This is a genomic window from Bacillus sp. N6 (assembly GCF_052805735.1).
On sequence record NZ_CM127843.1, the window covers coordinates 302,501 to 316,706 of the forward strand.

At 40.9% G+C, this 14,206-nt stretch carries 11 protein-coding genes, 3 rRNA genes and 1 riboswitch (1 of these 15 only partly in view); of the genes, 13 read left to right on the top strand and 1 reads right to left on the bottom strand.

Annotated elements, in window-relative coordinates:
- The 3 genes from ACUXVC_RS01660 to rrf form a co-directional block, all read left to right on the top strand.
- Nucleotides 1-152, top strand: a 16S ribosomal RNA gene (locus tag ACUXVC_RS01660) (it extends 1,400 nt beyond the left edge of the window).
- A gap of 146 nt (nt 153-298) precedes the next feature.
- Nucleotides 299-3,220 (top strand): 23S ribosomal RNA (locus tag ACUXVC_RS01665).
- 48 nt (nt 3,221-3,268) lie between these two features.
- Nucleotides 3,269-3,384, top strand: a 5S ribosomal RNA gene (gene rrf / locus ACUXVC_RS01670).
- The 16S, 23S and 5S rRNA genes sit together here, the layout of an rRNA operon.
- Nucleotides 3,385-3,427: 43 nt before the next feature.
- Here the strand turns inward: rrf and ACUXVC_RS01675 are convergent.
- A complete protein-coding gene (locus tag ACUXVC_RS01675) occupies nt 3,428-3,694 on the bottom strand; it encodes a hypothetical protein (protein WP_095691505.1) in 267 nt (88 codons plus the stop codon).
- 279 nt (nt 3,695-3,973) lie between these two features.
- A riboswitch (purine riboswitch) is annotated at nt 3,974-4,075 on the top strand.
- A gap of 110 nt (nt 4,076-4,185) precedes the next feature.
- On the opposite strand from ACUXVC_RS01675, the gene purE reads away from it, so the two are divergent.
- The 10 genes from purE to purN all read left to right on the top strand — a co-directional run bounded on the left by purE (nt 4,186) and on the right by purN (nt 14,191).
- Nucleotides 4,186-4,671, top strand: coding sequence for a 5-(carboxyamino)imidazole ribonucleotide mutase (gene purE / locus ACUXVC_RS01680; RefSeq protein ID WP_000839367.1), 486 nt, complete (start codon nt 4,186-4,188; stop codon nt 4,669-4,671).
- On the top strand, nt 4,668-5,819 hold the full coding sequence (purK, locus tag ACUXVC_RS01685) for a 5-(carboxyamino)imidazole ribonucleotide synthase (RefSeq protein ID WP_000196767.1): 1,152 nt from the start codon (nt 4,668-4,670) through the stop codon (nt 5,817-5,819). Before purE ends, purK begins: the two co-directional genes overlap by 4 nt.
- Nucleotides 5,816-7,123, top strand: a complete 1,308-nt coding sequence (purB, locus tag ACUXVC_RS01690; protein WP_095691504.1) for an adenylosuccinate lyase — start codon at nt 5,816-5,818, stop codon at nt 7,121-7,123. The genes purK and purB overlap by 4 nt, the downstream gene beginning before the upstream one ends.
- A gap of 88 nt (nt 7,124-7,211) precedes the next feature.
- On the top strand, nt 7,212-7,931 hold the full coding sequence (gene purC, locus ACUXVC_RS01695; protein WP_001170544.1) for a phosphoribosylaminoimidazolesuccinocarboxamide synthase: 720 nt from the start codon (nt 7,212-7,214) through the stop codon (nt 7,929-7,931).
- Entirely contained in the window at nt 7,924-8,178 is a 255-nt protein-coding gene (gene purS, locus ACUXVC_RS01700; protein WP_000278823.1) for a phosphoribosylformylglycinamidine synthase subunit PurS, read from the top strand. Before purC ends, purS begins: the two co-directional genes overlap by 8 nt.
- Nucleotides 8,175-8,858, top strand: a complete 684-nt coding sequence (purQ, locus tag ACUXVC_RS01705; protein ID WP_000666785.1) for a phosphoribosylformylglycinamidine synthase subunit PurQ — start codon at nt 8,175-8,177, stop codon at nt 8,856-8,858. Before purS ends, purQ begins: the two co-directional genes overlap by 4 nt.
- Complete coding sequence (gene purL / locus ACUXVC_RS01710) at nt 8,842-11,061, top strand: phosphoribosylformylglycinamidine synthase II (RefSeq protein ID WP_000055560.1); 2,220 nt, start codon at nt 8,842-8,844, stop codon at nt 11,059-11,061. The genes purQ and purL overlap by 17 nt, the downstream gene beginning before the upstream one ends.
- The gene (purF, locus tag ACUXVC_RS01715) at nt 11,046-12,461 is read left to right on the top strand and encodes an amidophosphoribosyltransferase (protein ID WP_000879026.1); all 1,416 of its coding nucleotides are present in this window, start codon (nt 11,046-11,048) and stop codon (nt 12,459-12,461) included. The genes purL and purF overlap by 16 nt, the downstream gene beginning before the upstream one ends.
- A 105-nt stretch (nt 12,462-12,566) precedes the next feature.
- Nucleotides 12,567-13,607 carry a phosphoribosylformylglycinamidine cyclo-ligase gene (purM, locus tag ACUXVC_RS01720; protein ID WP_001262442.1) on the top strand — a complete coding sequence of 347 codons (1,041 nt, stop codon included), beginning with the start codon at nt 12,567-12,569 and terminating at the stop codon, nt 13,605-13,607.
- Complete coding sequence (gene purN / locus ACUXVC_RS01725; RefSeq protein ID WP_000088577.1) at nt 13,604-14,191, top strand: phosphoribosylglycinamide formyltransferase; 588 nt, start codon at nt 13,604-13,606, stop codon at nt 14,189-14,191. The genes purM and purN overlap by 4 nt, the downstream gene beginning before the upstream one ends.
- Nucleotides 14,192-14,206: the final 15 nt, after the last annotated feature.

The following is a 14,206-nucleotide window of genomic DNA, read 5'->3' on the forward strand; positions in this document are numbered from 1 at the left end:
GTACACACCGCCCGTCACACCACGAGAGTTTGTAACACCCGAAGTCGGTGGGGTAACCTTTATGGAGCCAGCCGCCTAAGGTGGGACAGATGATTGGGGTGAAGTCGTAACAAGGTAGCCGTATCGGAAGGTGCGGCTGGATCACCTCCTTTCTATGGAGAATTGATGAACGCTGTTCATCAATATAAGTTTCCGTGTTTCGTTTTGTTCAGTTTTGAGAGAACTATCTCTCATATATAAATGTATGTTCTTTGAAAACTAGATAACAGTGTAGCTCATATTTTTTAATTTTTAGTTTGGTTAAGTTAGAAAGGGCGCACGGTGGATGCCTTGACACTAGGAGTCGATGAAGGACGGGACTAACGCCGATATGCTTCGGGGAGCTGTAAGTAAGCTTTGATCCGAAGATTTCCGAATGGGGAAACCCACTATACGTAATGGTATGGTATCCTTACCTGAATACATAGGGTATGGAAGACAGACCCAGGGAACTGAAACATCTAAGTACCTGGAGGAAGAGAAAGCAAATGCGATTTCCTGAGTAGCGGCGAGCGAAACGGAACATAGCCCAAACCAAGAGGCTTGCCTCTTGGGGTTGTAGGACATTCTATACGGAGTTACAAAGGAACGAGGTAGACGAAGCGACCTGGAAAGGTCCGTCGTAGAGGGTAACAACCCCGTAGTCGAAACTTCGTTCTCTCTTGAATGTATCCTGAGTACGGCGGAACACGTGAAATTCCGTCGGAATCTGGGAGGACCATCTCCCAAGGCTAAATACTCCCTAGTGATCGATAGTGAACCAGTACCGTGAGGGAAAGGTGAAAAGCACCCCGGAAGGGGAGTGAAAGAGATCCTGAAACCGTGTGCCTACAAATAGTCAGAGCCCGTTAATGGGTGATGGCGTGCCTTTTGTAGAATGAACCGGCGAGTTACGATCCCGTGCAAGGTTAAGCTGAAGAGGCGGAGCCGCAGCGAAAGCGAGTCTGAATAGGGCGTTTAGTACGTGGTCGTAGACCCGAAACCAGGTGATCTACCCATGTCCAGGGTGAAGTTCAGGTAACACTGAATGGAGGCCCGAACCCACGCACGTTGAAAAGTGCGGGGATGAGGTGTGGGTAGCGGAGAAATTCCAATCGAACCTGGAGATAGCTGGTTCTCCCCGAAATAGCTTTAGGGCTAGCCTTAAGTGTAAGAGTCTTGGAGGTAGAGCACTGATTGAACTAGGGGTCCTCATCGGATTACCGAATTCAGTCAAACTCCGAATGCCAATGACTTATCCTTAGGAGTCAGACTGCGAGTGATAAGATCCGTAGTCAAGAGGGAAACAGCCCAGATCGCCAGCTAAGGTCCCAAAGTGTGTATTAAGTGGAAAAGGATGTGGAGTTGCTTAGACAACTAGGATGTTGGCTTAGAAGCAGCCACCATTTAAAGAGTGCGTAATAGCTCACTAGTCGAGTGACTCTGCGCCGAAAATGTACCGGGGCTAAATACACCACCGAAGCTGCGAATTGATACCAATGGTATCAGTGGTAGGGGAGCGTTCTAAGTGCAGTGAAGTCAGACCGGAAGGACTGGTGGAGCGCTTAGAAGTGAGAATGCCGGTATGAGTAGCGAAAGACGGGTGAGAATCCCGTCCACCGAATGCCTAAGGTTTCCTGAGGAAGGCTCGTCCGCTCAGGGTTAGTCAGGACCTAAGCCGAGGCCGACAGGCGTAGGCGATGGACAACAGGTTGATATTCCTGTACCACCTCTTTATCGTTTGAGCAATGGAGGGACGCAGAAGGATAGAAGAAGCGTGCGATTGGTTGTGCACGTCCAAGCAGTTAGGCTGATAAGTAGGCAAATCCGCTTATCGTGAAGGCTGAGCTGTGATGGGGAAGCTCCTTATGGAGCGAAGTCTTTGATTCCCCGCTGCCAAGAAAAGCTTCTAGCGAGATAAAAGGTGCCTGTACCGCAAACCGACACAGGTAGGCGAGGAGAGAATCCTAAGGTGTGCGAGAGAACTCTGGTTAAGGAACTCGGCAAAATGACCCCGTAACTTCGGGAGAAGGGGTGCTTTCTTAACGGAAAGCCGCAGTGAATAGGCCCAAGCGACTGTTTAGCAAAAACACAGCTCTCTGCGAAGCCGTAAGGCGAAGTATAGGGGGTGACACCTGCCCGGTGCTGGAAGGTTAAGGAGAGGGGTTAGCGTAAGCGAAGCTCTGAACTGAAGCCCCAGTAAACGGCGGCCGTAACTATAACGGTCCTAAGGTAGCGAAATTCCTTGTCGGGTAAGTTCCGACCCGCACGAAAGGTGTAACGATTTGGGCACTGTCTCAACCAGAGACTCGGTGAAATTATAGTACCTGTGAAGATGCAGGTTACCCGCGACAGGACGGAAAGACCCCGTGGAGCTTTACTGTAGCCTGATATTGAATTTTGGTACAGTTTGTACAGGATAGGCGGGAGCCATTGAAACCGGAGCGCTAGCTTCGGTGGAGGCGCTGGTGGGATACCGCCCTGACTGTATTGAAATTCTAACCTACGGGTCTTATCGACCCGGGAGACAGTGTCAGGTGGGCAGTTTGACTGGGGCGGTCGCCTCCTAAAGTGTAACGGAGGCGCCCAAAGGTTCCCTCAGAATGGTTGGAAATCATTCGTAGAGTGCAAAGGCATAAGGGAGCTTGACTGCGAGACCTACAAGTCGAGCAGGGACGAAAGTCGGGCTTAGTGATCCGGTGGTTCCGCATGGAAGGGCCATCGCTCAACGGATAAAAGCTACCCCGGGGATAACAGGCTTATCTCCCCCAAGAGTCCACATCGACGGGGAGGTTTGGCACCTCGATGTCGGCTCATCGCATCCTGGGGCTGTAGTCGGTCCCAAGGGTTGGGCTGTTCGCCCATTAAAGCGGTACGCGAGCTGGGTTCAGAACGTCGTGAGACAGTTCGGTCCCTATCCGTCGTGGGCGTAGGAAATTTGAGAGGAGCTGTCCTTAGTACGAGAGGACCGGGATGGACGCACCGCTGGTGTACCAGTTGTTCTGCCAAGGGCATAGCTGGGTAGCTATGTGCGGAAGGGATAAGTGCTGAAAGCATCTAAGCATGAAGCCCCCCTCAAGATGAGATTTCCCATAGCGTAAGCTAGTAAGATCCCTGAAAGATGATCAGGTTGATAGGTTCGAGGTGGAAGCATGGTGACATGTGGAGCTGACGAATACTAATAGATCGAGGACTTAACCATATAATATGTAGCAATGTTATCTAGTTTTGAAGGAATATGCCTTCATAGTTTGGTGATGATGGCAGAGAGGTCACACCCGTTCCCATACCGAACACGGAAGTTAAGCTCTCTAGCGCCGATGGTAGTTGGGACCTTGTCCCTGTGAGAGTAGGACGTCGCCAAGCAAAAACCTAAGTCGTTTCGACTTAGGTTTTTTTGTGTTTATTTTTATTTACCGAATGTTATAATCCATAAATTTAATAACGCTAAAGACGAAAAAAGAATGAAATAGAGACTGTTTAAAATAATAGCAATGATTTTTTGTGTTCCGGATTTTCCTAATGCCGCTAAAGTAATACTTAAAATAGGACACATTATTTCTATCATAAGTATATATTTTAAATAATGAGATGCTATAAATAAGTATTCAATAATTACAACAATTACTGCGATAGAAAAAAATAAATAGGATAATAGCATAGTTCTTTCTTTCACGTTTATCCTCCTTAGAAATTAAATCGTTATAATAAAAGTTCTATTGATGTGTAGAATACAAGAGTGTATATATTTTGATTTAAAACATACTGAAGTACTATATAAACGATTATAAGTAAATAGATCTCTAGAAATATATATTCTAATTCCTTTTTCTTCTTGCATATAGTTGCAATTCTTCTTTTGAATATAACTAAAACACGAACGTTATTGACTACTAATAAAAAAACATTCGATTATTTATTGACATCGTTTATGAAATATTGTTAATATAGCCATAGAAACAATAATATAAGACCTCATATAATCGCGGGGATATGGCCTGCAAGTCTCTACCTAACGACCGTTATTCGTTAGACTATGAGGGAAAGTCACTCGGTATTTTTCTATTCACAAGGGATACGTATGCCTGAGTAGAGCGCTTTCTCTCATAGTAAAAGAGAAACTGTTCTATTTCAGGCTTTTTTTATTTGAATCGGGGGGATTCTAATATGAAATCACTAGTTGGAGTCATAATGGGAAGTACATCAGACTGGGAAACAATGAAATATGCTTGTGACATTTTAGATGAATTAAATATACCGTATGAGAAAAAAGTTGTATCCGCTCATCGGACTCCGGATTATATGTTTGAATATGCAGAGACGGCTCGTGAACGTGGATTGAAAGTTATTATTGCTGGAGCTGGTGGAGCAGCACATTTACCAGGAATGGTTGCAGCGAAGACAAATCTTCCTGTAATTGGAGTTCCAGTTCAATCAAAAGCATTAAACGGCTTAGATTCATTATTATCCATCGTCCAAATGCCAGGAGGTGTTCCAGTTGCAACTGTTGCAATTGGTAAAGCCGGTTCAACGAATGCTGGATTACTTGCTGCACAAATACTTGGATCATTCCATGATGATATACATGATGCATTAGAATTGAGACGAGAAGCGATTGAAAAAGATGTGCGTGAAGGTAGTGAGCTAGTATGACGAGAATCATTTTACCTGGAAAAACAATCGGCATTATTGGAGGCGGCCAGCTAGGAAGAATGATGGCATTGGCAGCCAAGGAGATGGGATATAAAATTGCTGTTTTAGATCCTACAAAGCATTCACCATGTGCACAAGTTGCTGATATTGAAATTGTTGCACCGTATGACGATTTAAAGGCAATTCAGCATTTAGCAGAGATAAGTGATGTTGTCACATATGAATTTGAGAATATTGATTATAGATGTTTACAATGGCTTGAAAAACATGCTTACTTGCCACAGGGTAGTCAGTTGTTAAATAAAACGCAAAATCGTTTTACAGAAAAGAATGCAATTGAGAAGGCTGGGTTACCAGTAGCAACGTATAGATTAGTTCAAAATCAAGATCAGCTTACAGAAGCAATTGCTGAGTTATCATTCCCTTCCGTCTTAAAAACGACGACAGGTGGATATGATGGGAAAGGGCAAGTTGTTTTAAGAAGTGAGGCTGATGTTGAGACAGCAAGAGATCTTGTGGATAAAGCAGAGTGTATTTTAGAGAAATGGGTGCCTTTTGAAAAAGAAGTATCCGTTATTGTGATTCGTAGTGTAAGTGGTGAAACGAAAGTATTTCCGGTAGCGGAAAATATTCATGTAAATAACATTTTGCATGAATCTATCGTTCCAGCTCGTATTACAGAAGAGCTTTCTCAAAAAGCAATTGCTTATGCAAAGGTACTTGCGGATGAATTAAAACTTGTGGGAACACTAGCTGTAGAGATGTTTGCTACAGCTAATGGTGAGATTTACATTAATGAATTAGCACCAAGACCTCACAATTCAGGACACTATACACAGGATGCATGTGAAACGAGCCAATTTGGTCAACATATTCGAGCAATCTGTAATTTACCTCTAGGAGAAACAAATTTGTTAAAACCAGTTGTCATGGTAAACATTTTAGGCGAACATATAGAAGGGGTCCTAAGACAAGTGAATAGATTAACCGGGTGCTATTTACACTTGTATGGAAAAGAAGAAGCAAAAGCACAGCGAAAAATGGGGCATGTTAATATTTTAAATGATAATATTGAAGTCGCTCTAGAAAAAGCGAAGAGTTTGCATATTTGGGACCATCAAGAACAACTGTTGGAGGGAAAAAGATGATTAGTCGTTATACACGCCCTGAAATGGGTGCGATTTGGACGGAAGAGAACAAATTTAAAGCGTGGTTAGAAGTTGAGATTTTAGCTTGTGAAGCATGGGCTGAGCTTGGCGATATTCCAAAAGAAGATGTTAAAAAAATTCGTGAACATGCATCATTTGATATTGATCGTATTTATGAAATTGAAAAAGAAACACGTCATGACGTAGTTGCATTCACTCGTGCTGTATCAGAAACGCCAGCACTAGGCGAAGAACGTAAATGGGTTCATTACGGTTTAACATCTACAGATGTAGTAGATACAGCATTATCTTACATCTTAAAACAAGCGAATGAAATTATATTAAAAGACTTAGAGAACTTTGTAAGCATTTTAGCTAACAAAGCGAAAGAGCATAAATACACAATCATGATGGGAAGAACACACGGTGTTCATGCAGAACCAACAACATTCGGTTTAAAACTTGGTCTTTGGTATGAAGAGATGAAACGTAACGTAGAACGTTTCAAACAAGCTGCTGATACAGTTCGTGTTGGTAAACTATCTGGTGCGGTTGGTACATATGCAAATATCGATCCATTCGTAGAAAAATATGTTTGTGAAAATCTAGGATTAGAAGCAGCACCAATTTCAACACAAACATTGCAACGTGATCGTCACGCACACTACATGTCAACACTTGCATTAATCGCAACATCTATCGAAAAGATGGCAGTTGAGATTCGTGGCTTACAAAAGAGTGAAACACGTGAAGTTGAAGAAGCTTTCGCAAAAGGCCAAAAAGGTTCTTCTGCAATGCCACATAAGCGTAATCCAATTGGATCTGAAAATATGACTGGTTTAGCTCGTGTTATCCGCGGTTATATGATGACAGCTTATGAGAATGTTCCATTGTGGCATGAGCGTGACATTTCTCACTCTTCAGCAGAACGCGTAATTTTACCAGATGCTACAATCGCATTAAATTACATGTTAAATCGCTTTGGTAATATCGTTAAAAACTTAACTGTATACCCAGAGAATATGAAACGCAATATGAAAAGAACATACGGCTTAATTTATTCTCAGCGCGTAATGCTTACACTAATCGACAAAGGTATGGTACGTGAAGAAGCTTATGATATCGTACAGCCTAAAGCGATGGAAGCTTGGGAAACACAAGTACAATTTAAAGAGCTTGTAGAAGCTGATGAGCGTATTACAAGCAAGTTAACACAAGAAGAAATTAATGAATGCTTCAACTATGAGCATCATATGCAACACGTTGATACAATCTTTGAACGCCTTGGATTAAACGAAGCGTAAAATTTCATATGGCACAGAATAGAGTCATTCTGTGCCATTCTTTATAAAAACATTATTCACATTTTTCAAACTACAGGGGGCTTGCGAAATGCAAAAGCTAGAATTGCTGTATGAAGGTAAGGCAAAAAGAATTTATCGTACAGAATCAGCAGATATGGTTTGGGTAGAGTACAAAGATAGTGCGACTGCTTTCAATGGGGAGAAAAAAGAGACGATTACAGGAAAAGGTCGTTTGAACAATGAAATTACAACTTTATTGTTCAGAAAGTTACAAGAAGTAGGAATTAAAACACATTTTGTTGAGAAGTTATCTGAAACAGAACAACTTGTTAAAAAAGTGAGTATTATTCCTTTAGAAGTTGTCACAAGAAATGTAATTGCAGGAAGTCTTTCAAAACGATTAGGAATGGAAGAGGGAACTGTACTTGCAGAACCAATCGTAGAATTTTACTTCAAAGATGATGATTTAGGAGATCCGCTTGTAACGGAAGATCATATTCGTGTATTAAACGTTGCATCGCCAGAGCAAGTAAGCGTATTACGAGATATGGCTCTACAAATCAATCAAGTGTTGATTGATCATTTCGCAAGCTGTCGTGTAAGATTAGTAGATTTCAAATTAGAGTTTGGTGTAACGGAAGAAGGAGAAATCATTTTAGCGGATGAAATTTCACCAGATACTTGCCGTTTATGGGATGAAACGAGCAATGAAAAGTTTGATAAAGACGTATTCCGTCGTGATCTTGGAAATTTAACAGATGCTTATGAAGAGATTTTAAAACGTTTAGGGGGAATTTCACATGTATAAAGTTAAGGTATATGTAACATTAAGAGAAAGCGTATTAGATCCACAAGGAACAGCAGTAAAAGGAGCACTTCATAGTCTTTCATTCACAGAAGTACAAGACGTTCGAATCGGAAAGTACATGGAACTAACAATTGATAAATCTGTATCTGATTTAGATAGCAAGGTAAAAGAAATGTGTGAAAAACTATTAGCGAACGTTGTAATGGAAGACTTCCGTTATGAAGTTGAGGAGGTTGTCGCACAGTGAAATTTGCCGTAATAGTATTTCCGGGTTCGAACTGTGATGTCGATATGTTCCATGCAATTAAAGATGAGCTTGGCGAAGAAGTAGATTACGTTTGGCACGATACAGAGAATTTAGATGAATATGATGCAATTCTACTACCAGGTGGATTTTCTTACGGTGACTACTTACGCTGCGGTGCTATTTCTCGCTTTGCTAATGCAATGAAAGCAGTACAAAAAGCTGCTGAGCAAGGAAAGCCGATTTTAGGTGTATGTAATGGATTCCAGATTCTTGTTGAATCAGGATTACTACCAGGAGCATTAATGAGAAACGAAAATTTAAAATTTATGTGTCGCACTGTTCAGTTGCGTGTTGAAAATAATGAAACGATGTTTACATCGCAATATGAAAAAAATGAAGTAATCAATATTCCAATCGCTCATGGTGAGGGGAATTACTATTGTGACGAAGAGACTCTTAAAAGATTAGAAGAGAATAATCAAATCGCATTCCGTTACGTAGAAAATCCTAACGGTAGCGTTTCAGATATTGCTGGTATTGTAAACGAAAAAGGAAATGTACTTGGTATGATGCCACACCCAGAGCGTGCTGTAGATGAATTACTTGGCGGTGCTGAAGGGTTAAAAGTCTTTCAATCTATCTTAAAACAGTGGAGGGAAACATATGTCGTTAATGCTTGAACCAAATCCAACACAAATTAAAGAAGAGCGTATATATGCGGAAATGGGGCTAACAGACGAAGAGTTTGCCATGGTTGAAAAGATTTTAGGTCGTCTGCCAAATTATACAGAAACAGGATTGTTCTCTGTAATGTGGTCTGAACATTGTAGTTATAAAAATTCAAAACCAGTTCTTCGTAAGTTTCCAACGACAGGTGAGCGCGTTCTGCAAGGACCTGGAGAAGGCGCTGGAATTGTAGATATCGGTGATAATCAAGCAGTTGTATTTAAAATGGAAAGTCATAACCATCCTTCAGCTATTGAACCATATCAAGGAGCAGCAACAGGTGTTGGTGGTATTATTCGTGACGTATTCTCTATGGGAGCACGTCCGGTAGCTCTATTAAACTCACTTCGTTTCGGTGAATTACAGTCACCACGTGTGAAATATTTATTCGAAGAAGTAGTAGCAGGAATTGCAGGATACGGTAACTGCATCGGTATTCCGACTGTTGGCGGCGAAGTACAATTTGATCCATGTTACGAAGGAAATCCACTTGTAAATGCAATGTGCGTAGGCTTAATTAACCACGAAGACATTAAAAAAGGGCAAGCGCACGGTGCTGGTAACACAGTAATGTACGTAGGAGCATCAACTGGTCGTGACGGTATTCACGGTGCAACATTCGCGTCGGAAGAACTATCTGAAAGCTCAGAAGCGAAACGTCCAGCGGTTCAAGTAGGGGATCCATTTATGGAAAAACTTCTTATTGAAGCGTGTTTAGAATTAATTCAATCTGATGCACTTGTTGGAATTCAAGATATGGGTGCGGCTGGTTTAACATCATCTTCTGCAGAAATGGCAAGTAAAGCAGGAATGGGTATTGAAATGTACTTAGATGATGTACCACAGCGTGAAACAGGGATGACACCATATGAAATGATGCTGTCTGAATCACAAGAGCGTATGTTAATTGTTGTGAAAAAAGGTAGAGAACAAGAAATAGTAGATTTATTTGAGAAGTATGGTCTCGCAGCGGTTACGATGGGGAAAGTAACGGAAGATAAAATGCTTCGTTTATTCCATAAAGGTGAAAAGGTAGCTGAAGTTCCAGCAGATGCTTTAGCAGAAGAAGCACCAATTTATCATAAACCATCAAAAGAAGCAGCATACTTTGCTGAATTCCAAGCAATGAAAATGGAAACGCCAAAAGTAGAAAATTATAAAGAAGCGTTATTCGCTCTATTACAGCAACCAACAATTGCAAGTAAAGAGTGGGTATACGATCAATACGATTACCAAGTTCGTACAAGCACAGTGGTTACACCAGGTTCAGATGCAGCAGTTGTACGTGTACGCGGTACAGAAAAAGGATTAGCAATGACGACAGATTGTAATTCTCGCTACATTTATCTAGATCCAGAAATGGGCGGTAAAATTGCAGTAGCAGAGGCAGCGCGTAATATCGTATGCTCTGGCGGTGAGCCACTTGCAATTACAGATTGCTTAAACTTCGGTAACCCAGAAAAACCAGAAATCTTCTGGCAAATTGAGAAATCAGTAGACGGTATGAGTGAAGCTTGTCGCACATTACAAACACCAGTTATCGGCGGAAACGTATCGATGTATAACGAACGTAGTGGCGAAGCTGTATATCCAACACCAACTGTTGGGATGGTCGGACTTGTACATGACTTAAAACATGTAACAACACAAGAGTTTAAGCAAGCTGGTGATTTAGTTTATATAATCGGTGAGACGAAAGCTGAGTTTGGCGGAAGTGAATTACAGAAAATGATTCACGGAAAAATTTTCGGTCAATCACCAAGTATCGATCTAGATGTAGAATTAAAACGCCAAAAACAAGTATTAGAAGCAATTCAAGCTGGTCTTGTTCAATCTGCACATGATGTTGCTGAGGGTGGTTTAGCAGTGGCAATTTCAGAAAGTGCAATTGGTGCTAACGGCTTAGGTGCTACTGTGAAATTAGATGGAGAAGCAACAGCAGCATTATTCGCTGAATCACAGTCTCGCTTCGTGATAACTGTAAAACGTGAAAATAAAGAGGCGTTTGAGAAAGCGGTAGAAGCAATCCAAGTTGGCGAAGTAACAAGTACAAATGAAGTAACAATTCATAATGAAGAAAATGAAGTATTACTTACAGCAAATGTAGATGAAATGAGAAAGGCTTGGAAAGGGGCAATCCCATGCTTGCTGAAATAAAGGGGTTAAACGAAGAATGTGGCGTTTTCGGAATTTGGGGGCATGAAAATGCAGCACAAGTTTCATACTACGGATTGCACAGTTTACAGCACCGTGGGCAAGAAGGCGCAGGCATTGTCGTAAATAATGGGGAAAAAATCGTCGGTCACAAGGGATTAGGTTTAATATCAGAAGTGTTTTCAAGAGGTGAGTTAGAAGGATTAAATGGAAAATCAGCAATCGGACATGTACGATATGCAACAGCTGGTGGAAGTGAAGTTGCTAACGTTCAACCATTGTTGTTCCGTTTTTCCGATCATAGTATGGCGTTAGCTCATAACGGAAATTTAATTAACGCAAAAATGCTTCGTCGTGAATTAGAAGCAGAGGGAAGTATTTTTCAAACTAGTTCAGATACAGAAGTACTTTTACATCTTATTAAACGTAGTACGAAAGACTCTTTAATTGAAAGTGTAAAAGAGGCTCTAAATAAAGTGAAAGGTGCGTTTGCGTATCTTTTACTAACTGGAAATGAAATGATCGTTGCGTTAGATCCAAATGGATTCCGTCCGCTTTCAATTGGAAAGATGGGGGATGCTTACGTTGTAGCATCTGAAACATGTGCTTTTGATGTAGTAGGTGCAACATACATTCGCGATGTAGAACCTGGTGAATTACTTATCATTAATGATGAAGGAATTCACGTAGATCGTTTCACAAACGATGTAGAACATGCGATTTGTAGTATGGAATATATTTACTTTGCACGACCAGATTCTAATATTGCTGGTGTTAACGTTCATGCAGCGCGTAAAAATATGGGAAAACGTTTAGCAGCGGAAGCTCCTATTGAAGCGGATGTTGTTACTGGTGTACCAGACTCTAGTATTTCAGCTGCGATTGGCTATGCGGAGGCAACAGGCATTCCGTATGAATTAGGATTAATTAAAAATCGTTACGTTGGACGTACTTTTATCCAGCCTTCTCAAGAACTGCGTGAGCAAGGGGTTAAGATGAAGCTTTCCGCAGTAAGAGGTGTGGTTGAGGGGAAACGAGTTGTTATGATTGATGACTCTATCGTAAGAGGAACGACAAGTAAACGAATTGTTCGTATGCTTCGTGAGGCTGGAGCGACAGAAGTTCATGTAAGAATTGCTTCACCACCTCTGAAATATCCATGTTTCTATGGCATTGATATTCAAACGAGAAAAGAATTAATTGCAGCAAATAATACAGTAGAAGAAATCCGCGAAATGATCGGAGCAGATTCTTTAACATTTTTAAGCGAAGATGGATTAGTAGATGCAATTGGACGTCCATATGAAGGGAAATATGGCGGCCTATGCATGGCTTACTTTAATGGGGACTATCCAACAGCTCTTTATGATTATGAGCAAGAGCTTTTAGAAAGTATGAAATAAGAAAAGTGAAAAAAGCTTCTACTTCTTTTGCTGTAGAAGCTAGCTTTTTTCTTAAAACGGCCCGCCCTGGATGGGGAGAAATTAAAAGACGAGGTGTAAATAACGATGGCGAATGCATATAAGCAAGCAGGAGTAGATATTGAAGCTGGATATGAAGCGGTATCTCGCATGAAAAAACACGTACAAACAACTATGAGAAAAGAAGTACTAGGCGGTTTAGGCGGTTTTGGAGGTATGTTTGATCTATCAAAATTTGCATTAGAAGAACCTGTATTAGTATCTGGAACAGATGGCGTGGGAACAAAATTGATGCTCGCTTTTATGGCAGATAAACATGACACAATTGGTATTGATGCAGTAGCAATGTGTGTAAATGATATTGTTGTCCAAGGAGCAGAGCCGCTTTTCTTCCTTGATTATATTGCTTGTGGTAAAGCTGAACCTAGTAAAATTGAAAACATCGTCAAAGGTATATCAGAGGGCTGTCGCCAAGCTGGTTGTGCATTAATCGGTGGAGAAACAGCTGAAATGCCAGGAATGTATTCTACGGAAGAATATGATTTAGCTGGTTTTACAGTTGGGATTGTTGATAAAAAGAAAATTGTAACAGGTGAAAAGATTGAAGCTGGTCACGTGCTAATTGGCTTAGCATCTAGCGGTATTCATAGCAATGGTTACTCTTTAGTACGAAAAGTGTTACTAGAAGATGGAGAACTATCTTTAGAGCGTATTTATGGACGCTTAGAACTACCTCTTGGTGAAGAATTATTAAAACCAACGAAAATTTATGTCAAACCTATTTTAGAACTATTGAAGAAGCATGAAGTATACGGTATGGCGCATATTACAGGGGGCGGATTTATTGAAAATATCCCACGTATGTTGCCAGAAGGAATTGGTGCTGAGATTGAACTAGGATCTTGGAAAATTCAGCCGATCTTCCATTTACTTCAAGAAGTTGGGAAACTGGAAGAGAAAGAAATGTTCAATATTTTTAACATGGGTATTGGTATGGTAGTAGCAGTGAAGGAAGAAGATGCAAAAGATGTTGTTCGTCTTCTTGAAGAGCAAGGAGAAACGGCTCGTATTATTGGACGTACTGTACAAGGAGCTGGCGTTACTTTTAATGGGGGCAAAGCACTATGAGTAGATTAGCAGTTTTTGCTTCTGGAAGTGGATCTAACTTTCAATCTCTCGTTAATGCGGTAGAAGAAAAAAGATTGGATGCAGAAATTAGTTTATTAGTATGTGATAAACCAGAAGCACGTGCTGTTGGGCGAGCGCATTATCATCATATTCCGTGTTTCGCTTTTTCAGCGAAAGCATATGAGTCCAAAGAAGCGTTTGAAAAAGAGATATTAAAGAAGCTAGAAGAATATGAAATTGATTATATTATTTTAGCTGGATATATGCGTTTAATCGGGCCGACGTTACTAGAAGCATACGGTGGAAAGATTATTAATATTCATCCATCATTACTACCGAGCTTTCCGGGTAAAGATGCTGTCGGTCAAGCGTTAGAAGCAGGTGTGAAAGTAACTGGAGTAACAATTCATTATGTAGATGCAGGTATGGATACAGGGCCAATTATTGCGCAAGAAGCAGTGGTTGTTTCTGAAGGGGATACGAGAGAAAGCTTACAAAAGAAAATTCAGCAAGTTGAACATAAATTATACGTAAATACAGTGAATCAAATTGTTCAGTCTGTGAAAGAAGCAACTGTTAACTAACATACAACCAGGGGT

Coding starts and splice junctions, on each gene's coding strand:
- purE (WP_000839367.1), top strand. CDS start 4,186: ATGAAATCACTAGTTGGAGTCATAATGGGAAGTACATCAGACTGGGAA.
- purK (WP_000196767.1), top strand. CDS start 4,668: ATGACGAGAATCATTTTACCTGGAAAAACAATCGGCATTATTGGAGGC.
- purB (WP_095691504.1), top strand. CDS start 5,816: ATGATTAGTCGTTATACACGCCCTGAAATGGGTGCGATTTGGACGGAA.
- purC (WP_001170544.1), top strand. CDS start 7,212: ATGCAAAAGCTAGAATTGCTGTATGAAGGTAAGGCAAAAAGAATTTAT.
- purS (WP_000278823.1), top strand. CDS start 7,924: ATGTATAAAGTTAAGGTATATGTAACATTAAGAGAAAGCGTATTAGAT.
- purL (WP_000055560.1), top strand. CDS start 8,842: ATGTCGTTAATGCTTGAACCAAATCCAACACAAATTAAAGAAGAGCGT.
- purF (WP_000879026.1), top strand. CDS start 11,046: ATGCTTGCTGAAATAAAGGGGTTAAACGAAGAATGTGGCGTTTTCGGA.
- purM (WP_001262442.1), top strand. CDS start 12,567: ATGGCGAATGCATATAAGCAAGCAGGAGTAGATATTGAAGCTGGATAT.
- purN (WP_000088577.1), top strand. CDS start 13,604: ATGAGTAGATTAGCAGTTTTTGCTTCTGGAAGTGGATCTAACTTTCAA.